At 69.2% G+C, this 19,836-nt stretch carries 15 protein-coding genes and 2 rRNA genes; 14 read left to right on the top strand and 3 right to left on the bottom strand.

Annotated elements, in window-relative coordinates; all coding sequences use genetic code 11:
• The first annotated feature begins 24 nt into the window (after positions 1 to 24).
• Positions 25 to 1,437 carry a Si-specific NAD(P)(+) transhydrogenase gene (sthA, locus tag EKG83_RS37500; RefSeq protein ID WP_033435728.1) on the top strand — a complete coding sequence of 471 codons (1,413 nt, stop codon included), beginning with the start codon at positions 25 to 27 and terminating at the stop codon, positions 1,435 to 1,437.
• 48 nt (positions 1,438 to 1,485) lie between these two features.
• Here the strand turns inward: sthA and EKG83_RS37495 are convergent, their stop codons facing one another.
• Positions 1,486 to 1,632 carry a DUF1059 domain-containing protein gene (locus tag EKG83_RS37495; protein WP_063741572.1) on the bottom strand — a complete coding sequence of 49 codons (147 nt, stop codon included), beginning with the start codon at positions 1,630 to 1,632 and terminating at the stop codon, positions 1,486 to 1,488.
• Positions 1,633 to 1,868: 236 nt separating this feature from the next.
• Here EKG83_RS37495 and EKG83_RS37490 point away from each other — a divergent pair, with 236 nt between their 5' ends.
• The 10 genes from EKG83_RS37490 to EKG83_RS37445 are packed head-to-tail and all read left to right on the top strand — an operon-like array spanning position 1,869 to position 11,617.
• Positions 1,869 to 3,029 (top strand): cytochrome P450, encoded by a 1,161-nt coding sequence (locus tag EKG83_RS37490; RefSeq protein WP_033435714.1) that lies wholly within the window; start codon positions 1,869 to 1,871, stop codon positions 3,027 to 3,029.
• 60 nt (positions 3,030 to 3,089) lie between these two features.
• Positions 3,090 to 4,115 (top strand): N-acetyl-gamma-glutamyl-phosphate reductase, encoded by a 1,026-nt coding sequence (gene argC / locus EKG83_RS37485; RefSeq protein WP_033435713.1) that lies wholly within the window; start codon positions 3,090 to 3,092, stop codon positions 4,113 to 4,115.
• Positions 4,112 to 5,284, top strand: coding sequence for a bifunctional glutamate N-acetyltransferase/amino-acid acetyltransferase ArgJ (argJ, locus tag EKG83_RS37480; protein ID WP_033435712.1), 1,173 nt, complete (start codon positions 4,112 to 4,114; stop codon positions 5,282 to 5,284). Before argC ends, argJ begins: the two co-directional genes overlap by 4 nt.
• Positions 5,281 to 6,180, top strand: coding sequence for an acetylglutamate kinase (gene argB, locus EKG83_RS37475; RefSeq protein WP_033435711.1), 900 nt, complete (start codon positions 5,281 to 5,283; stop codon positions 6,178 to 6,180). The genes argJ and argB overlap by 4 nt, the downstream gene beginning before the upstream one ends.
• On the top strand, positions 6,177 to 7,340 hold the full coding sequence (locus tag EKG83_RS37470; RefSeq protein ID WP_033435710.1) for an acetylornithine transaminase: 1,164 nt from the start codon (positions 6,177 to 6,179) through the stop codon (positions 7,338 to 7,340). Before argB ends, EKG83_RS37470 begins: the two co-directional genes overlap by 4 nt.
• 1 nt (position 7,341) lies before the next feature.
• Entirely contained in the window at positions 7,342 to 8,268 is a 927-nt protein-coding gene (gene argF, locus EKG83_RS37465; protein ID WP_033435709.1) for an ornithine carbamoyltransferase, read from the top strand.
• The gene (locus tag EKG83_RS37460; protein WP_033435708.1) at positions 8,265 to 8,765 is read left to right on the top strand and encodes an arginine repressor; all 501 of its coding nucleotides are present in this window, start codon (positions 8,265 to 8,267) and stop codon (positions 8,763 to 8,765) included. Before argF ends, EKG83_RS37460 begins: the two co-directional genes overlap by 4 nt.
• Positions 8,758 to 9,555 carry an argininosuccinate synthase domain-containing protein gene (locus EKG83_RS37455; protein ID WP_033435727.1) on the top strand — a complete coding sequence of 266 codons (798 nt, stop codon included), beginning with the start codon at positions 8,758 to 8,760 and terminating at the stop codon, positions 9,553 to 9,555. Before EKG83_RS37460 ends, EKG83_RS37455 begins: the two co-directional genes overlap by 8 nt.
• Positions 9,556 to 9,600: 45 nt before the next feature.
• Complete coding sequence (gene argH, locus EKG83_RS37450) at positions 9,601 to 10,992, top strand: argininosuccinate lyase (protein WP_033435707.1); 1,392 nt, start codon at positions 9,601 to 9,603, stop codon at positions 10,990 to 10,992.
• A complete protein-coding gene (locus EKG83_RS37445; protein WP_033435706.1) occupies positions 10,976 to 11,617 on the top strand; it encodes a DNA-3-methyladenine glycosylase in 642 nt (213 codons plus the stop codon). The genes argH and EKG83_RS37445 overlap by 17 nt, the downstream gene beginning before the upstream one ends.
• Before the next feature lie 124 nt (positions 11,618 to 11,741).
• On the opposite strand, the gene EKG83_RS37440 is transcribed toward EKG83_RS37445, so the two are convergent.
• Together EKG83_RS37440 and EKG83_RS37435 are read right to left on the bottom strand one after the other, a co-directional pair.
• Positions 11,742 to 12,263: an EF-hand domain-containing protein gene (locus EKG83_RS37440; protein ID WP_153278696.1), complete on the bottom strand. Its 522-nt coding sequence runs from the start codon at positions 12,261 to 12,263 to the stop codon at positions 11,742 to 11,744.
• Positions 12,264 to 12,388: 125 nt separating this feature from the next.
• Entirely contained in the window at positions 12,389 to 12,787 is a 399-nt protein-coding gene (locus tag EKG83_RS37435; RefSeq protein ID WP_033435704.1) for a hypothetical protein, read from the bottom strand.
• Between the two features lie 157 nt (positions 12,788 to 12,944).
• Between EKG83_RS37435 and tyrS the strand changes: the two genes are divergently transcribed.
• From tyrS to EKG83_RS37420, 3 genes are all read left to right on the top strand, one after another.
• The gene (gene tyrS / locus EKG83_RS37430) at positions 12,945 to 14,219 is read left to right on the top strand and encodes a tyrosine--tRNA ligase (protein ID WP_033435726.1); all 1,275 of its coding nucleotides are present in this window, start codon (positions 12,945 to 12,947) and stop codon (positions 14,217 to 14,219) included.
• A gap of 560 nt (positions 14,220 to 14,779) precedes the next feature.
• A 16S ribosomal RNA gene (locus tag EKG83_RS37425) occupies positions 14,780 to 16,295 on the top strand.
• A gap of 347 nt (positions 16,296 to 16,642) precedes the next feature.
• A 23S ribosomal RNA gene (locus EKG83_RS37420) occupies positions 16,643 to 19,722 on the top strand.
• The 16S and 23S rRNA genes sit together here, the layout of an rRNA operon.
• The last annotated feature ends 114 nt before the right edge of the window (positions 19,723 to 19,836 follow it).

Below are 19,836 nucleotides of genomic sequence, written 5' to 3'. Positions count from 1 at the left end.
GCCGGCTGTGCGAGGCTTCCCGGCATGAGCGAGTACGACTACGACCTGGTCGTGATCGGGTCCGGCCCGGGCGGGCAGAAGGCGGCCATCGCGGGCGCGAAGCTCGGCAAGCGGGTCGCGATCGTGGACCGGACGGACATGGTCGGCGGCGTGTGCCTGAACACCGGCACCATCCCGTCGAAGACGCTGCGGGAAGCCGTCATGTACCTGACGGGCATGAGCCAGCGCGAGCTGTACGGCGCCAGCTACCGCGTCAAGCAGGACATCACCATCTCCGACCTGCTGGCCCGCACCCGGCACGTGATCGGCCGCGAGGTCGAGGTCGTGCGCGCGCAGCTGCACCGCAACCAGGTGGACCTGCTCACCGGCACGGCCCGGTTCGTCGACCCGCACACCGTCGCCGTCGACGGCGCGCAGCGGGGCGAGCACCACGCGGTGACCGCCGAGAAGATCGTCATCGCGGTCGGCACCCGGCCCGCGCGGCCGGACCAGGTGGACTTCGACGAGGCGCGGGTGCTCGACTCCGACGAGGTGCTCTCGCTCGACGAGATCCCGTCGTCGCTGGTGGTGGTCGGCGCGGGGGTGATCGGCATCGAGTACGCCTCGATGTTCGCCGCGCTGGGCACCAGGGTGACCGTGGTGGAGCAGCGGGAGCGGATGCTCGACTTCTGCGACCCGGAGATCGTGGAGTCGCTGAAGTTCCACCTGCGCGACCTGGCGGTGACCTTCCGGTTCGGCGAGAAGGTGGTCAACGTCGACGTCTCCGACAAGGGCACGGTGACCACGCTGGCGAGCGGCAAGCGCATCCCGGCGGCCGCGGTGATGTACTCGGCGGGCCGGCAGGGCAACACCGAGGCGCTGGAGCTGGCCAACGCGGGCCTGGAGGCCGACCCGCGCGGGCGGCTCCAGGTGGACGAGCACTACCGCACCGCGGTGGGGCACATCTACGCGGTGGGCGACGTGATCGGCTTCCCGGCGCTGGCGGCCACGTCGATGGACCAGGGCAGGCTCGCGGCGTACCACGCGTTCGGCGAGGCGGCGCGCGAGCTGTCGGCGCTCCAGCCGATCGGCATCTACACCATCCCGGAGATCTCCTACTGCGGTGCCACCGAGGCCGAGCTGACCTCGTCGGCGGTGCCCTACGAGGTGGGGCTGGCGCGGTACCGGGAGCTGGCGCGCGGCTCGATCGTGGGCGACGCCTACGGGATGCTCAAGCTGCTGGTGTCGACGGTGGACCGCAAGCTGCTGGGCGTGCACCTGTTCGGCACCGGGGCGACCGACCTGGTGCACGTCGGGCAGGCGGTGATGGCCTGCGGCGGCACGGTGGACTACCTGGTGGACACGGTGTTCAACTACCCGACGCTGTCCGAGGCGTACAAGGTGGCCGCGCTGGACGCGACGAACAAGATCCGCGCGCTGGAGCGCTTCGGCCGCTGAGGCGGACCCGGCGCCCCCGACCGGGTCGGGGGCGCCCGGGCGGGCGCTTCAGTAGGCCATGAACAGGATCTCGTCGCGCGAGTAGTCGTGGCCGGGGTGGTTCTCCTTCAGGTGCTGCTGCGTCTTCGCCACGAGGTCGTCCTCGTCCTGGCCGACGATGCGCTCGCCGCACGGGCAGGTGATGTTCTTCTTCATCGGGTCCTCCGCTGTCGATCCCGCGGTTCTCGGTCCTGCGCTTGGACCTGCGCTGCCGATCCGGTGCCGACTCTACTGACGGCGGCCCGCCGGGGTGGCGGGAACGCCCCGGGCCGCCGGGGCGCGCCACCGGTGCTCTCGTCACGCTGCGTGTCGACCACCTCACCCCGGTGAAGGCTGCCGCGTCACTCCCACGGGTTACTACGTTTTTTCAGACACCCCATCGGGAGGTCGCCATGCCGACACCGCCCCTGCACATGCGCCGGATCGGCTTCGACCCGGCGCCGGAGCTGGCCGAGGTGCGGGACGGCGGCGCCCGGCTGGTGGACCTGCCGCAGGGCGACCGGGTGTGGCTGGTCACCCGGATCGCCGACGTGCGCGAGGTGCTGGGCGACCCGCGGCGGTTCGGCAACTCCGCGCCCCACCTCGTGCCCGGCGCGCCCGCGCTGTCCGAGGAGGAGCTGGCCCTGGTGCGGCCGGGCAACCTGCTGGGGTTCGACCCGCCCGAGCACACGCGCCTGCGCAGGCTGGTGGCCGGCGAGTTCACCGGCCGCCGGATGCGCCTGCTGCAGCCGAGGATTCACCGGATCGTGGCCGACCGGCTCGACGAGCTGGAGCGCGGCGGCCCGCCGGCGGACGTGGTGGCCGGGTTCGCGCTGCCGATCCCGTCGCTGGTGATCTGCGAGCTGCTGGGCGTGCCCTACGCGGACCGGGACGACTTCCAGCGCCGGGCCGCCACGTTCTTCGACGTGGGGCTGTCCGGTGAGCAGCGGGTCGCCATCGCCCTGGAGTCGCGCGCCTACCTGACCGAGCTGGTGGCCCGCGCCCGGGTCGAGCCCGGCGACGACCTGCTGGGCGTGCTGGTCGCGTCGGACCTGCGCGACGACGAGCTGGTCGGCCTGGGCGACCTGCTGCTGCTCGCGGGCCACGAGACCACGGCGAACATGCTCGGCCTTGGCGTGCTCGCCCTGCTGGAGGACCCCGCGCGCCGCGAGCGCATGTGCGAGGAGCCCGACGCCGCGGTCGAGGAGCTGCTGCGCTGGCTGACCGTGGTGCACACCGGCGTGCCTCGGGTGTGCCTGACCGACGTCGAGCTGGGCGGTCGTGTCATGCGCGCGGGCGACCTCGTGGTCTGCTCGCTGCCCGCCGCCAACCGCGACCCCGACCTGGTGGCCGACCCGGACGAGCTGGACCTGTCGCGCGAGCCGGTCGGCCACGTCGCGTTCGGCCACGGGGTGCACCACTGCCTGGGCGCGCCCCTGGCGCGGATGGAGATGCGGCTGGCGTTCCCCGCGCTGCTGGCCAGGTTCCCCGGTTTGCACGTCCTTCCCCAGGAGCTGCACTTCCGCACCCAGCAGGTCGTCTACGGGTTGGAGGCGCTGCGGGTCGCGTGGTGAGCTACGGCGATAGCGAATAACTATTTGAGTGATGATGCACCGACGTGCATACTTATCCGTATGACGTTGCGGATCGCGGTCGCCGGCGCCAGTGGCTACGCCGGGGGCGAAGTCCTCCGACTGCTGCTCGGCCACCCCGAGGTGGAGATCGGCGCGCTGACCGCCGGCGGCAACGCGGGCACCAGCCTGCTCGCCCACCAACCCCACCTGCTGCCCCTGGCCGACCGGGTGCTGACCGAGACCACGGCCGAGGAGCTGGCGGGGCACGACGTCGTCTTCCTCGCCCTCCCGCACGGCCACTCCGCCGAGATCGCCGCGCGGCTCGGCGAGGACACCCTCGTCATCGACTGCGGCGCCGACCACCGGCTCACCGACGCCAAGGCGTGGGAGCGCTGGTACGGCGGCACCCACGCGGGCAGCTGGCCCTACGGCCTGCCCGAGCTGCCCGGCGGGCGCGACGCGCTGCGCGGCGCCCGCCGCGTCGCCGTCCCCGGCTGCTACCCGACCGTCTCCTCGCTGGCCCTGGCCCCGGCGATGGGCCTGGTGGAGCCCGAGGTCACCGTGGTCGCCGTCTCCGGCACCTCCGGCGCGGGCAAGTCCCTCAAGCCCCACCTGCTCGGCTCCGAGGTGATGGGCTCGCTGAGCGCCTACGGCGTCGGCGGCGCCCACCGCCACACCCCGGAGATCACCCAGAACCTGACCGCGGTGGCCGGTCGCGGCGTCAAGGTCTCCTTCACGCCCGTGCTGGCGCCGCTGCCGCGCGGCATCCTGGCCACCTGCTCGGCCCCGCTCGCCTCCGGGACCACCTCCGACGAGCAGGTCCGCGCCGCCTACGAGCGGGCCTACGCCGACGAGCCGTTCGTGCACCTGCTGCCGGTGGGCCACTGGCCGACCACGGGCGCGGTGCTCGGCTCGAACGCCGTCCAGCTCCAGGTCACCGTCGACCGCGACCTGGACCGGCTGGTCGCGGTCGCGGCGATCGACAACCTGGCGAAGGGCACCGCGGGCGCCGCGGTGCAGTGCATGAACCTGGCACTCGGCCTGCCGGAGACCACCGGCCTGTCCTCCGTGGGAGTCGCACCGTGAACCGCAACAAGGGCGTAACCGGCCCCAAGGGCTTCAAGGCCGCCGGGATCGCCGCCGGCATCAAGGACTCCGGCGCGCCGGACCTGGCGCTGGTCGTCAACGAGGGCCCGGGTCAGGCCGCCGCGGGCGTGTTCACCACCAACCAGGTCAAGGCCGCGCCCGTGCTGTGGTCCCAGCAGGTGCTCAAGGAGCGCAGGCTGCGCGCCGTGGTGCTCAACTCCGGCGGCGCGAACGCCTGCACCGGCCCCGAGGGCTTCCAGGACACCCACGCCACCGCGGAGAGGGTCGCCGAGGTGCTGGGCGTCGGCGCGATCGAGGTGGCGGTGTGCTCCACCGGCCTGATCGGCGAGCGCCTGCCCATGGACAACGTCCTGGCCGGCGTGGACAAGGCCGCCCAGGAGCTGGCCGGCACCGACCGGGCGGGCCTGGACGCCGCCACCGCCGTGATGACCACCGACACCCGGCCCAAGCAGGTGTGGCAGGAACACCCGGGCGGCTGGTCGGTCGGCGGGTTCGTCAAGGGCGCGGGCATGCTCTCGCCGAACATGGCCACCATGCTCAGCGTCATCACCACCGACGCGGTGGTCGACGGCGACGCGCTGGACGCGGCCCTGCGCCGGGTCACCGCCCGCACCTACGACCGGCTCGACGTCGACGGCGGCACGTCCACCAACGACACCGTGCTGGTGCTGGCCTCCGGCGCCTCGGGCGTCGCACCGGCGCCCGAGGAGTTCGAGTCCGTGCTCCACGCGGTGGCGCAGGACCTGGTCAAGCAGCTCCAGGGCGACGCCGAGGGCGTCACCAAGGAGGTCTCGATCACCGTCAACGGCGCGCTCAGCGAGGCCGAGGCGGTCGTGGTCGCCAAGACCGTCGCCGAGGACAACCTGGTCAAGACCGCGCTGTTCGGCTCCGACCCGAACTGGGGCCGCATCGCCATGGCCGTGGGCCGCGCGCCGGCGACCGTCGACCAGCACCGGCTCGGCATCGCCATCAACGGCGTCACCCTGTTCGCCGACGGCCACAAGGCCGCCGACCGGTCCGCGGCCGACCTGTCCGGCCGCGACGTGGACATCGTGGTCGACCTCAACCTCGGCGACGGCGCGGCCACCGTGCTCACCACCGACCTGTCGCACGCCTACGTCGAAGAGAACAGCGCGTACAGCTCATGACGACCCCCGGTGCCAAAGCGGAGATCCTGATCGAGGCGCTGCCGTGGCTGCAGCGCTTCCGGGACAAGGTCGTGGTCGTCAAGTACGGCGGCAACGCCATGGTGGACGACGCGCTCAAGCGCGCGTTCGCGCAGGACGTGGTGTTCCTCAAGCTCGCCGGCCTGCACCCGGTCGTGGTGCACGGCGGCGGGCCGCAGATCGCGGCCATGCTCAAGCGGCTGGGCATCGAGACCGAGTTCCGCGGCGGCCTGCGCGTCACCACGCCCGAGGCGATGGACGTGGTGCGCATGGTCCTGGTCGGCCAGGTGCAGCGCGAGCTGGTCGGCCTGGTCAACGAGCACGGCCCGCTCGCGGTCGGCCTGTCCGGCGAGGACGCCAACCTGCTCACCGCCGCCCGCCGCCCGGCCGTGGTGGACGGCGAACCGGTCGACATCGGCCTGGTCGGCGACATCGTGGGCGTCAACCCGGACGCGGTGCTCGACATCGTCCGCGCGGGCCGCATCCCGGTGATCTCCACCGTCGCGCCCGACGTGGACGGCGTGGTGCACAACGTCAACGCCGACACCGCGGCGGGCGCGGTGGCCGTGGCGCTGGGCGCGGAGAAGCTGGTGGTCCTCACCGACGTGGAGGGCCTGTACGCGGACTGGCCGGACCGCGGCTCGCTGCTGCGCCGGATCGGCGCCGAGCAGCTGGAGAAGCTGCTGCCGGAGCTGGACAGCGGCATGGTGCCCAAGATGGAGGCATGCCTGCGCGCGGTGCGCGGCGGCGTCCCCGAGGCGCACGTGATCGACGGGCGGCTGGCCCACTCGGTGTTGCTGGAGGTCTTCACCTCCGAAGGTGTCGGAACGATGGTCACCGCGGGCGAGCCCGCCGACCGGACTGGGGCAGGGGCATGAGCGACGCGCAGCGGTGGCAGGCCGCGATGATGAACAACTACGGCACGCCCGGCCTCAAGCTCGTCCGCGGCGAGGGCGCGCACGTCTGGGACGCCGACGGAAACCGCTACCTCGACCTGGTCACCGGGATAGCGGTCAACGCCCTGGGCCACGCCCACCCGGCCGTGGTGGCCGCGGTGACCGAGCAGATCGGCAAGCTCGCCCACACCTCCAACCTCTACATCAACGAGCCGGCGCTCGCGCTGGCCGAGCGGCTGCTGGACCTGGCCGGCGTGGACGGCGACGGCCGGGTGCTGTTCTGCAACTCCGGCGCCGAGGCCAACGAGGCCGCGCTCAAGATCAGCCGCCGCACCGGCCGCACGAAGGTCGTCGCCACCGAGGGCGGCTTCCACGGCCGCACCATGGGCGCGCTGGCGCTGACCGGCCAGCCCGCCAAGCGGATCCCGTTCGAGCCGCTGGTGCCCGGCGTCGTGCACGTCCCGTACGGCGACGTGGCCGCGCTGGAAGCGGCGATCGACGACGAGACCGCCGCGTTCGTCGTGGAGCCCATCCAGGGCGAGAACGGCGTGGTCGTGCCCCCGGAGGGCTACCTGGAGGCCGCGCGCCGGATCACCGCCGACCACGGCGCCCTGCTGGTGCTCGACGAGGTGCAGACCGGCGTCGGCCGGCTGGGCACCTGGTTCGCGTTCCACCAGGTCGGCGTCGCGCCGGACGTGATCACCCTGGCCAAGGGCCTGGGCGGCGGCCTGCCGCTGGGCGCGTGCATCGCCTTCGGCCCGGCCAAGGACCTGTTCGAGCCCGGCCACCACGGCACCACCTTCGGCGGCAACCCGGTGTGCTGCGCCGCTGCGCTCGCCGTGCTCGACACCATCGCCGCGGACGGCCTGCTGGAGCACACCGCCGCGGTCGGCAAGGAGATCGCCGCGGGCGTCGAGCGCTTGGACCACCCGCTCATCTCCGGTGTGCGGGGCGCCGGCCTGCTGCTCGGCATCACGCTGCGCGAGGCGGTCTCGGCGAAGGCCGCGGCGGCCGCGCAGCAGGCCGGTTTCTTGATCAACCCCATCCAGCCCGACGTGATCCGGCTGGCCCCGCCCCTGGTGCTCGACGAGGCCGACGCCCAGCGCGTGGTCGCCGGGCTCCCCGACTGGTTGGAGTCCTGACGTGGTGCGGCACTTCCTGCGCGACGACGACCTGTCGCCCGAGGAGCAGGCCGAGGTCCTGGACCTGGCCGACACCTTCAAGGGCGACCGGCTCACCGCCAAGCCGCTGGCCGGGCCCAAGTCGGTGGCGGTGATCTTCGAGAAGAACTCCACCCGCACCCGGCTGTCGTTCGAGATCGGCATCACCCAGCTCGGCGGCCACCCGGTGATCATCGACGGCCGGTCCATGCAGCTGGGCCGGGAGGAGACCATCGAGGACACCTCCCGCATCCTGTCCGGCTACGTCGACGCGGTGGTGTGGCGGACGTTCGCCCAGAAGCGCATCGAGGCGATGGCCTCGGTGTCCCGCGTCCCGGTGATCAACGCGCTGACCGACGAGTTCCACCCCTGCCAGGTGCTGGCCGACCTGCAGACCATCCGGCTGCGGCACGGGGCGCTGGCCGGCCTCACCGTCACCTACCTGGGCGACGGCGCGAACAACATGGCGCACTCCCTCCTGCTCGGCGGCGTCACCGCGGGCATGAACGTCCGCATCGCCGCCCCCGAGCACTTCGCACCGCAGCCGTGGGTGCTGGAGGACGCCGCCAAGCGCGCCGCCGAGACCGGCGGGACCGTCGAGCTGGTCCGCGACCCGCGCGCGGCCGTGGACGGCGCGGACGTGCTGGTCACCGACACCTGGACCTCGATGGGCCAGGAGAACGACGGCCGCGACCGCGTCGGCCCGTTCCGGCCCTACCAGGTCAACGCGGCGCTGGTCGCGGCCACCGGCGTGCGGACCACGGTGCTGCACTGCCTGCCCGCGCACCGCGGCTGGGAGATCACCGACGAGGTGCTCGACGGCCCGGACAGCGCCGTGTGGGACGAGGCGGAGAACCGCCTGCACGCCCAGAAGGCGCTGCTGGTCTGGTTGCTGGAGCGGTCGAGGTGACCAGGACCGCGCGGCAGGCCCGCATCGTCGAGCTGATCTCCCAGCGCGCCATCCGCAGCCAGTCCGAGCTGGCCAAGACGCTCGCGGTGGAGGGCATCGAGGTCACCCAGGCCACGCTGTCGCGCGACCTCGACGAGCTGGGCGCGGTGAAGCTGCGCGGTCCCGACGGCGGTGCGCCGGTGTACGTCATCCCCGAGGACGGCAGCCCCGTGCGCGGCGTGCAGGGCGGCACCACGCGCCTGGTGCGCCTGCTCGGCGAGCTGCTGGTGTCGGTGGACCACTCCGGCAACCTCGCCGTCCTGCGCACCCCGCCCGGCGCGGCCCAGTTCCTGGCCAGCGCGCTGGACCGGGCGGCGCTGCAGGACATCGTCGGCACCATCGCCGGCGACGACACCATCCTGGCGGTGGCCCGGGAACCGCTCACCGGGGCGGACCTGGCCGCGCGCGTGCTGGCCCTGGCGTCGGGGCAGGGCCAGGCGGGGCAGGACCATGGCTGAGCCGGTAGTGCTCGCGTGCACCGGCGGGCCCGTCGACCCCGGTCGGTTCGCCGCCGAGACCGGCGCCGAGGTGGTCGCGGTCGTGCTGGACCTGGGCGGTCGCGCGCGCCCGGTCCCGGGCGCGGTGGAGGTGGTCGCCGTCGACGCGCGCGAGGAGTTCGCCGCCGGCTACTGCCTGCCCGCGCTCCAGGCGAACGCCCTCGGCGCGGACCGCTCGGCGCTGGCCGCGCCACTGGTCGCCCGGCACCTCGTCGACACCGCCCGGCGCCGCGGCGCGCGCACCGTCGCCCACGACCGCGGCGGCGACGACCGGGCCCGCTTCGAGGCCGCCGTGGCCGCCCTGGCCCCCGACCTGACCGTCCTCGCGCCCGCCGAGCAGCCGGCCGCCCCGCCGGCCGAGGACGCGCCGGACGCCGACGAACTGGTCGTCACCTTCGACCGGGGCGTGCCGGTGGCCGTCGACCGGGAGACCGTCACCGCCTGGCAGGCCCTGCGGGAACTCGACCGCCGGGTGGGCGGGGACGCGCTGGTCACCGCCCACCGGGCGCTGGAGGAGGTCACCCTCGCGGGTGATCTCGCGGCCTTCAAGCGGCAGGTCGACCGGCGCTGGGCCGAGCTGGTCCGCGCGGGCCTGTGGTCCTCGCCGCTCAAGCAGGCCCTGGACGCCTTCATCACCACCACCCAGCACCACGTCTCCGGCGAGGTCCGGCTGGTGCGGCGCGGCGGCCGCGCGGTGGTCGCGGACCGGCGCGCCGAGGAGTCGTGGTACGACTTCGCCCTCGCCACCTGACGTGGGCGGCACTCGCACTATCGCAGCGAAGAGGAACCTGGACACGTGAGTTCTTTGTGGGGTGGGCGGTTCGCCGGCGGACCGGCGGAGGCGATGGCGCGGCTGTCCGCGTCGACGCACTTCGACTGGCGACTCGCCCCCTATGACATCAGGGGGTCGAAGGCGCACGCCCGCGTGCTGCACCGCGCCGGCCTGCTGACCGCCGACGAGCTGGGGCGCATGCACGCGGCGCTGGACGCCCTGGCCGCCGACGTGGCCTCGGGCGCGTTCACCCCGACCCCGGCCGACGAGGACGTGCACACCGCGCTGGAGCGCGGCCTGATCGAGCGGGCGGGCCCCGAGCTGGGCGGCAAGCTGCGCGCCGGGCGGTCCCGCAACGACCAGGTGGCCACGCTGTTCCGGATGTGGCTGCGCGACGCGGCCCGCCGGGTCGCCGAGGGCGTGCTGGACGTGGTGGAGGCGCTGGCCGACCAGGCCGCGGCGCACCCGACCGCGGTCATGCCCGGCCGCACGCACCTCCAGTCCGCCCAGCCCGTGCTGCTCGCGCACCACCTGCTGGCCCACGGCCAGGCGCTGCTGCGCGACGTCGAGCGGCTGGGCGACTGGGACCGGCGCGCCGCGCTGTCCCCGTACGGCTCGGGCGCGCTGGCCGGGTCGTCGCTGGGTCTGGACCCCGCGGCGGTGGCCGAGGAGCTGGGCTTCGCCGGGCCGGTGGAGAACTCCATCGACGGCACCGCGTCCCGCGACTTCGCCGCCGAGATCGCGTTCGTGCTGGCCATGATCGGCGTGGACCTGTCCAGGATCGCCGAGGAGGTGATCATCTGGACGACCGCGGAGTTCCGCTTCGCCGTGCTCGACGACGCGTGGGCCACCGGCAGCTCGATCATGCCGCAGAAGAAGAACCCGGACGTGGCCGAGCTGACCCGCGGCAAGTCCGGCAGGCTGATCGGCAACCTCACCGGCCTCCTGGCCACGCTCAAGGCCCAGCCGCTGGCCTACAACCGGGACCTCCAGGAGGACAAGGAGCCGCTGTTCGACTCGGTCGAGCAGCTGGAGCTGCTGCTGCCCGCGCTGACCGGCATGATCGCCACCATGCGCTTCGACACCGCGCGCATGGCCGAGCTGGCGCCCGCCGGGTTCACCCTGGCCACGGACATCGCCGAGTGGCTGGTGCGGCGGGGCGTGCCGTTCCGCGTCGCGCACGAGGCGGCCGGCGAGTGCGTCCGGGTGGCCGAGGCGCGCGGCGCGGGCCTGGAGGACCTGACCGACGACGAGTTCGCGGCCATCTCGCCCGCGCTGACGCCCGCGGTGCGCGACGTGCTCACCGTGGCCGGCTCCATCGCCTCCCGCGACGCCCACGGCGGCACCGCGCCCGACCGGGTCGCCGAGCAGCTCAAGCGGCTGAGGGACAAGGTCTCCGTTGCCCGCAACGCCTAGGCAGCTCACCGAGCAGGAGCTCGCGGTCGACCCGGTCGACGCCGCGCGGCTCCTGCTCGGCGCCGTGGTCGAGGCCGACGGGCCGGACGGCGTGGTGGGCGTGCGGGTGGTGGAGGTGGAGGCGTACCGGGGCGGCGACGACCCGGCGTCCCACTGCTACCGCGGCCGGACGCCGCGCAACGACGTCATGTTCGGGCCGGCCGGGCGGCTCTACGTGTACTTCGTCTACGGGATGCACTTCTGCGCCAACGTCGTGTCGCTCACCGACGGCGTGCCCGGCGCCGTGCTGCTGCGCGCGGGCGAGGTGGTCACCGGCGTGGAACTGGCGCGGGCCCGCCGCCCGGCCGCCCGCAGCGACGCCGAGCTGGCCAAGGGCCCGGCCCGGCTGACCGGCGTGCTCGGCCTGGACCGCGGGCACAACGGCGTGGACCTGACCTCGCCGGACTCGTCCGTGCGGCTGCTGGCGGGCGCCCCGGTCGACCCCGCCGCCATCCGCACCGGGCCGCGGGTGGGCGTGGCGGTCGCGGTGGACGTGCCGTGGCGCTTCTGGCTGGACTCGCCGGCGGTCAGCACCTACCGCCGGGGAACCCGCCGCACCCGCTCGACCCTCCCGGGCGGGGCGTGACCGACCGGAGCGGCGCACCGGGCAGCACCGCGCGACGGGTCTTGGCGGCCCCGCCTCCCGGCCGGGGCGCGACCGACCGGAGCGGCGCACCCGTGCCGGCGCCGGCACGGGTGCGCGCGTCCCGTCAGACCTCGCCGAAGACGTAGGTGCCGGGGGCGTCCTCGTCGTCCCCGGCCCAGAACTCCACCCAGTGGCTGACGAACTCCGACTTGGAGATCCACCCGTCGCCGTCCAGGTCCAGCCGGGCGAACCCGGCGTCGGTGGGCGAGTCGTCGCCCGTCCACGCGTGGATCATGCGCGAGTACTCCGCCGCGGACACCCGCCCGTCGCCGTCCTCGTCCACCGCCTCGAACATCGACTCGGCGGTCGCCACCACCAGGTCGAGCATCGTCCCCAGGTTGTCGACCGCGGCCAGCACCTCGTCCATGGTGATCCTCTGGTCCCGGTCCTCGTCGGACGCGGCGTGCAGCGCCTCCCACCAGCCCATCATGATCTCGCGCAACCGCTCCGACCCGGCGTCGCCGCGGAGGCCGACCCACCGGTCGGTCAGCGCCTCGAAGTCCGCGCGCTCCAGGAACCCGTCGCCGTTCACGTCCATCGCGCTGAACACGATGGACGCCTTCTTCCGCTGCAAGTCGCTCGCCACGCAAGCAAACTTGGCCGGGGAACGCGACGAGGACAATTGACCAGCCGGGGCATACCCGGGTGCAGGTGAGTGAACGCGGCGGTGACGTTGGGTAGTGCCACCGGCGCACCGGCGGCACCACCCGACTAGCGCACCGTCCGCCGGTACCAGACGCGCCGCTCGCCCGCCGGCAGGGCCAGGCGCGTGATCAGGTTCGTCAGCACCGCCCCGATCAGCAGCCACAGCAACGCGGCCAGGCCGTCGTTGAGCAGCGTCCGCAACCCGGCGTTGGCCGGGGTGAACAGGTCGCGCAGGCCGAGCGACACGCCCGCCGACCACGAGGCGATGAGCTGGGCGAACCCGTTGGACTGGTTCGCGCCCGCGATCACCAGGAAGATGTTGATCGCCAGCACGACGGCGAACAGCCAGCACACCACGTCGATCACCGCGCACGACACGCGCACCGCGCGCAGCCGGCCGTCACCGCGGCGCTCGACGACTTCCTCCTGCTGGTACGGGACCCCCGCCGGTTCCGCGCGAGGCACCCCCGGGCGGGGTAACGCCTCGGTCGGGCGATCAGCGGGACGTGGGTCGCGATCCGGGTGAACCATCGCAGCGGTCCTCTCACTAGAGCCCGCTCCCGGCTACCCGACCCGGGCACCGGCTCAAACCGCTTTGCGCTGGTGGGGGAGAATGGCGCGCGTGAGCGAGCACATCCTCGACGAGCTGTCCTGGCGCGGCCTGATCGCGCAGTCCACCGACCTCGACGCACTGCGGAAGGACCTCGACTCGGGCCCGCTCACCCTCTATGCCGGGTTCGACCCGACCGCGCCCAGCCTGCACGCCGGCAACCTCGTCCCGCTGCTCATGCTGCGCCGCTTCCAGCGCGCCGGGCACCGGCCGATCGTCCTGGCGGGCGGCGCCACCGGCATGATCGGCGACCCGCGCGACAGCGCCGAGCGCGCGCTCAACTCCGTGGACACCGTGGCCGAGTGGGCCGGGCGCATCCGCGGCCAGCTGGAGCGGTTCGTCGAGTTCGACGACGGCCCCACCGGCGCGATCGTGGTCAACAACCTCGACTGGACCGGCGGGCTGTCGGTGCTGGAGTTCCTGCGCGACGTCGGCAAGCACTTCTCGGTCAACGTCATGCTCGCCCGCGAGACGGTCAAGCGCCGCCTCGACGGCGACGGCATGTCCTACACCGAGTTCAGCTACCTGCTCCTGCAGTCCCACGACTACCTGCGGCTGCACCGCCAGTACGGCACCAGGCTCCAGGTGGGCGGCTCCGACCAGTGGGGCAACATCATCGGCGGCGTGGACCTGGTGCGGAAGGTCGACGGGCACGCCGTGCACGCGCTGACCGCGCCCCTGGTCACCGACGCCGAGGGCCGCAAGTTCGGCAAGTCCACCGGCGGCGGCAACGTCTGGCTCGACCCGGCGATGACCTCGCCGTACGCCTGGTACCAGTACTTCGTCAACGTGGGCGACGCCGACGTGGTCCGGTACCTGCGCATGTTCACCTTCCTCTCCCGGGAGGAGGTTGCCGAGCTGGAGCGGCAGACCGCCGAACAGCCGCACCTGCGGGCCGCGCAGAAGAGGCTGGCCCAGGAGTTCACCGACCTGGTGCACGGCGAGCACGAGACGCGCCAGGTGATCGCGGCGAGCCAGGCCCTGTTCGGCCGGGGCGAGCTGCGCGAGCTGGACGCGTCGACGCTCGGCGCCGCCATGGCCGAGGTGCCCACCGGCGAGGTCGCCCTGGCCGACGGACCCACGATCGTGGACCTGCTGGTCGGCTCCGGGCTGGCGGACAGCAAGGGCGCGGCGCGGCGCACCGTCAAGGAGGGCGGGGCGTACGTGAACAACGCCAAGGTCACCGACGAGGAGTGGGTACCGGCCAAGGACGACCTGCTGCACGGCGAGTGGCTGGTCGTGCGGCGCGGCAAGCGCAACACCGCGGGGGTGCGGGTGCGCCTCTGACCTGCGTCGGAAGGCCCCTGTGACGGCCGCCGGTCCCGCGTGGGCCGGCGGCCGTCGCCGTCTCGTGATGTGATGGCGGTCACATTGTTGCGCCCGAAGTGGGTCGGATAGCGTGGAGGAGACCGTGACACAGGCTGCTGACCTGCGGTTTCAGCCTGTGGCGGGGTGCTGCGCCCCCGATTTGACCCGCACTTCAGGGGCGTGTAACTTTCTCTCTGCCAGCGCGGAACGGGCCGGGAAGCCGGAACGGAGCGCGGCGGGTCACGAACCAAGCTCCCACCCAGTGTGGTAGAGTGGGTGACCGAGAAACGGAAGACCCAGTCGAGGCCCTGAGGGCCGATCCGACCAGGGCGTCTTGTTTCACCACAAGCTTACTGAATGCACAAGCCTCTGATCGAGCCGTGCGAGCGGCGCGTGAAGATGAGCGCGTGTTCTTTGAGAACTCAACAGCGTGCCGAATAGCCAGTAAATTTATGATCCTCGTCAAGAGGATTCCTTTGAGATTGTTACTGGACAGCTGACATTGTGTCAGTGTTGTTCGGAGCGATCGAACTCATTCCTTATTGGAGAGTTTGATCCTGGCTCAGGACGAACGCTGGCGGCGTGCTTAACACATGCAAGTCGAGCGGTAAGGCCCTTCGGGGTACACGAGCGGCGAACGGGTGAGTAACACGTGGGCAACCTGCCCCGTACTCTGGGATAAGCCTGGGAAACTAGGTCTAATACCGGATATGACCTCCTTCCGCATGGTGGGGGGTGGAAAGTTCCGGCGGTACGGGATGGGCCCGCGGCCTATCAGCTTGTTGGTGGGGTGATGGCCTACCAAGGCGACGACGGGTAGCCGGCCTGAGAGGGTGACCGGCCACACTGGGACTGAGACACGGCCCAGACTCCTACGGGAGGCAGCAGTGGGGAATATTGCACAATGGGCGCAAGCCTGATGCAGCGACGCCGCGTGAGGGATGACGGCCTTCGGGTTGTAAACCTCTTTCAGCAGGGACGAAGCGCGAGTGACGGTACCTGCAGAAGAAGCACCGGCTAACTACGTGCCAGCAGCCGCGGTAATACGTAGGGTGCGAGCGTTGTCCGGAATTATTGGGCGTAAAGAGCTCGTAGGCGGTTTGTTGCGTCGGCCGTGAAAACTTCACGCTTAACGTGGAGCCTGCGGTCGATACGGGCAGACTTGAGTTCGGCAGGGGAGACTGGAATTCCTGGTGTAGCGGTGAAATGCGCAGATATCAGGAGGAACACCGGTGGCGAAGGCGGGTCTCTGGGCCGATACTGACGCTGAGGAGCGAAAGCGTGGGGAGCGAACAGGATTAGATACCCTGGTAGTCCACGCCGTAAACGGTGGGTGCTAGGTGTGGGGGGCTTCCACGTCCTCCGTGCCGCAGCTAACGCATTAAGCACCCCGCCTGGGGAGTACGGCCGCAAGGCTAAAACTCAAAGGAATTGACGGGGGCCCGCACAAGCGGCGGAGCATGTGGATTAATTCGATGCAACGCGAAGAACCTTACCTGGGCTTGACATGCACCGGAAACCTGCAGAGATGTGGGCCTCTTCGGACTGGTGTACAGGTGGTGCATGGCTGTCGTCAGCTCGTGTCGTGAGATGTTGGGTTAAGTCCCGCAACGAGCGCAACCCTCGTTCCATGTTGCCAGCGCGTTATGGCGGGGACTCATGGGAGACTGCCGGGGTCAACTCGGAGGAAGGTGGGGATGACGTCAAGTCATCATGCCCCTTATGTCCAGGGCTTCACACATGCTACAATGGCCGGTACAGAGGGCTGCTAAGCCGTGAGGTGGAGCGAATCCCAAAAAGCCGGTCTCAGTTCGGATCGGGGTCTGCAACTCGACCCCGTGAAGTCGGAGTCGCTAGTAATCGCAGATCAGCAACGCTGCGGTGAATACGTTCCCGGGCCTTGTACACACCGCCCGTCACGTCACGAAAGTCGGTAACACCCGAAGCCCGTGGCCCAACCCGTAAGGGGGGGAGCGGTCGAAGGTGGGACTGGCGATTGGGACGAAGTCGTAACAAGGTAGCCGTACCGGAAGGTGCGGCTGGATCACCTCCTTTCTAAGGAGCATCTGCACTGCGGACTTGTCCGGAGTGGAGGCCACGCTGGCGGCGAATGATCGTCGGGTGGAGCTCATATTAGTGGATGCTGGCTAATGCAGAACCTCGGGTTGTTGACGGAGTTAGTACTGTTCGCTTGCGAGCGTGGAAGGGTCCGTCGAGGGTTCAAGGTTTCTGTTCGGTACGCTGTTGGGTCCTGAGGGAACACGCTTTGTGTTTCTTTCAGCGAGTAACGACAGGGCTTTGTCCGTCTTCGAACCGCCGGGGTTGACCTGGTAGGCGTTGACTGTGGTGGCAGGGTGTCTGGTTGTTCTTTGAGAACTGCACAGTGGATGCGAGCATCTTTGTGGCAAGTTATTAAGGGCATACGGTGGATGCCTTGGCACCAGGAGCCGATGAAGGACGTAGGAGACTGCGATAAGTCTTGGGGAGCTGTCAACCGAGCTGAGATCCAAGAATTTCCGAATGGGGAAACCCGGCCTCAGTCATGTGGGGTCACCCGTACCTGAACACATAGGGTGCGTGGAGGGAACGCGGGGAAGTGAAACATCTCAGTACCCGCAGGAAGAGAAAACAACCGTGATTCCGTGAGTAGTGGCGAGCGAAAGCGGAAGAGGCTAAACCGCGTCTGTGTGATACCCGGCAGGGGTTGCATTCGCGGGGTCGTGGGACCCACTGGTCAGTTCTGCCGGACTGGCAAAGAGTCATAAAGAGATGTGGTTAGCGGAATGCGTCTGGAAAGCGTGACCGTAGAGGGTGAGAGTCCCGTACGCGAAAACCTGTCTCCTCTTTGTGGTGTTCCCAAGTAGCAGCGAGCTCGTGGAATTTGCTGTGAATCTGGCGGGACCACCCGCTAAGCCTGAATACTCCCTGGTGACCGATAGCGGACTAGTACCGTGAGGGAAAGGTGAAAAGTACCCCGGGAGGGGAGTGAAATAGTACCTGAAACCGTGTGCCTACAATCCGTCGGAGCCTTTAGGGGTGACGGCGTGCCTTTTGAAGAATGAGCCTGCGAGTTAGTGCTGCGTGGCGAGGTTAACCCGTGTGGGGTAGCCGTAGCGAAAGCGAGTCCGAATAGGGCGGTTGAGTCGCGTGGTCTAGACCCGAAGCGGGGTGATCTAGCCATGGCCAGGGTGAAGCGTGGGTAAGACCGCGTGGAGGCCCGAACCCACCAGGGTTGAAAACCTGGGGGATGAGCTGTGGTTAGGGGTGAAAGGCCAATCAAACTCCGTGATAGCTGGTTCTCCCCGAAATGCATTTAGGTGCAGCGTCGTGTGTTTCGTGCCGGAGGTAGAGCACTGGATGGTCTAGGGGGCCCACAAGCTTACCGAAATCAACCAAACTCCGAATGCCGGTACGTGAGAGCGCGGCAGTGAGACTGCGGGGGATAAGCTTCGTAGTCGAGAGGGAAACAGCCCAGAACGCCGGCTAAGGCCCCTAAGTGTGTGCTAAGTGGGAAAGGATGTGGGGTCGCCCAGACAACCAGGAGGTTGGCTTAGAAGCAGCCACCCTTTAAAGAGTGCGTAATAGCTCACTGGTCAAGTGGTCCTGCGCCGACAATGTAGCGGGGCTTAAGCACACCGCCGAAGCCGTGTCATTCCAGTTTTGCTGGGATGGGTAGGGGAGCGTCGTTCAGCCGCTGAAGCTGCAGGGGAACCTAGTGGTGGAGGCTGGACGAGTGAGAATGCAGGCATGAGTAGCGAAAGCAGAGTGAGAAACTCTGCCGCCGGATGACCAAGGGTTCCTGGGCCAGGCTAATCCGCCCAGGGTAAGTCGGGACCTAAGGCGAGGCCGACAGGCGTAGTCGATGGACAACGGGTTGATATTCCCGTACCCGTGTGAACGCGCCCATGGCGAGGCTTGCGATGCTAACCGCCCGAAGCTGTCGGATGGGTCTTCGGACCTCCCGGCATGTGGAGCGCGGGACCCGAGCTTGTAGTAGTCAAACGATGGGGTGACGCAGGAGGGTAGCTCCGCCAGTGAGTGGTAGTACTGGTGTAAGCGTGTAGGGAGAGCTGTAGGCAAATCCGCAGCTCACGTATCCTGAGACGTGATGCATAGCCGATTGAGGCGAAGTAGGGTGATCCCATGCTGCCGAGAAAAGCCTCTAGTGAGTGTTCATGCGGCCCGTACCCCAAACCGACACAGGTGGTCAGGTAGAGAATACCGAGGCGATCGGGCGAACTGTGGTTAAGGAACTCGGCAAAATGCCCCCGTAACTTCGGGAGAAGGGGGGCCAAAGGGTTTGAAGCCCCTTGCGGGCTAGGACCAGTTGGCCGCAGAGACCAGCGAGAAGCGACTGTTTACTAAAAACACAGGTCCGTGCGAAGTCGCAAGACGATGTATACGGACTGACGCCTGCCCGGTGCTGGAACGTTAAGGGGACCGGTTAGCTCTTCGGGGCGAAGCTGAGAACTTAAGCGCCAGTAAACGGCGGTGGTAACTATAACCATCCTAAGGTAGCGAAATTCCTTGTCGGGTAAGTTCCGACCTGCACGAATGGCGTAACGACTTCTCGACTGTCTCAACCACAGGCCCGGCGAAATTGCACTACGAGTAAAGATGCTCGTTACGCGCGGCAGGACGGAAAGACCCCGGGACCTTTACTATAGCTTGGTATTGGTGTTCGGTTCGGCTTGTGTAGGATAGGTGGGAGACTGTGAAGCGGCCACGCCAGTGGTTGTGGAGTCGTCGTTGAAATACCACTCTGGTCGTACTGGATGTCTAACCTCGGTCCGTGATCCGGATCAGGGACAGTGCCTGGTGGGTAGTTTAACTGGGGCGGTTGCCTCCCAAAGGGTAACGGAGGCGCTCAAAGGTTCCCTCAGCCTGGTTGGCAATCAGGTGTCGAGTGCAAGTGCACAAGGGGGCTTGACTGTGAGACCGACGGGTCGAGCAGGGACGAAAGTCGGAACTAGTGATCCGGCCATGGCTTGTGGAAGCGTGGTCGCTCAACGGATAAAAGGTACCCCGGGGATAACAGGCTGATCTTGCCCAAGAGTCCATATCGACGGCATGGTTTGGCACCTCGATGTCGGCTCGTCGCATCCTGGGGCTGGAGTAGGTCCCAAGGGTTGGGCTGTTCGCCCATTAAAGCGGTACGCGAGCTGGGTTTAGAACGTCGTGAGACAGTTCGGTCCCTATCCGCCGCGCGCGTAGGATACTTGCGGAAGGCTGTCCCTAGTACGAGAGGACCGGGACGGACGGACCTCTGGTGTGCCAGTTGTCCTGCCAAGGGCATTGCTGGTTGGCTACGTTCGGAAGGGATAACCGCTGAAAGCATCTAAGCGGGAAGCTCGTTCCTAGATGAGGTATCCCACCCTTTGTGGGTTAAGGCCCCCAAGAGACCATTGGGTTGATAGGCCGGAGATGGAAGGTCGGTAACGGCTGGAGTTGACCGGTACTAATAGGCCGAGGACTTGTCATGAAGACGCTACGCATCCACTGTGCGGTTCTGAAAGAACCGAACCGGACCACCGGGTCCACTCGACTGAATGGTTGGGTGTGGTCGGGTGCCTACGGGTTGGTAATTTCATAGTGT

This window comes from Saccharothrix syringae (genome assembly GCF_009498035.1).
Taxonomy (GTDB): Bacteria; Actinomycetota; Actinomycetes; order Mycobacteriales; family Pseudonocardiaceae; genus Actinosynnema; species Actinosynnema syringae.
This window is presented reverse-complemented; position numbering and strand designations above follow the sequence as displayed.

Excerpts from the sequence above, each read along its gene's own strand:
- argB (WP_033435711.1), top strand. The coding sequence starts at position 5,281 with ATGACGACCCCCGGTGCCAAAGCGGAGATCCTGATCGAGGCGCTGCCG.
- argC (WP_033435713.1), top strand. The coding sequence starts at position 3,090 with ATGACGTTGCGGATCGCGGTCGCCGGCGCCAGTGGCTACGCCGGGGGC.
- EKG83_RS37470 (WP_033435710.1), top strand. The coding sequence starts at position 6,177 with ATGAGCGACGCGCAGCGGTGGCAGGCCGCGATGATGAACAACTACGGC.
- sthA (WP_033435728.1), top strand. The coding sequence starts at position 25 with ATGAGCGAGTACGACTACGACCTGGTCGTGATCGGGTCCGGCCCGGGC.
- EKG83_RS37490 (WP_033435714.1), top strand. The coding sequence starts at position 1,869 with ATGCCGACACCGCCCCTGCACATGCGCCGGATCGGCTTCGACCCGGCG.
- EKG83_RS37495 (WP_063741572.1), bottom strand. The coding sequence starts at position 1,632 with ATGAAGAAGAACATCACCTGCCCGTGCGGCGAGCGCATCGTCGGCCAG.
- EKG83_RS37455 (WP_033435727.1), top strand. The coding sequence starts at position 8,758 with ATGGCTGAGCCGGTAGTGCTCGCGTGCACCGGCGGGCCCGTCGACCCC.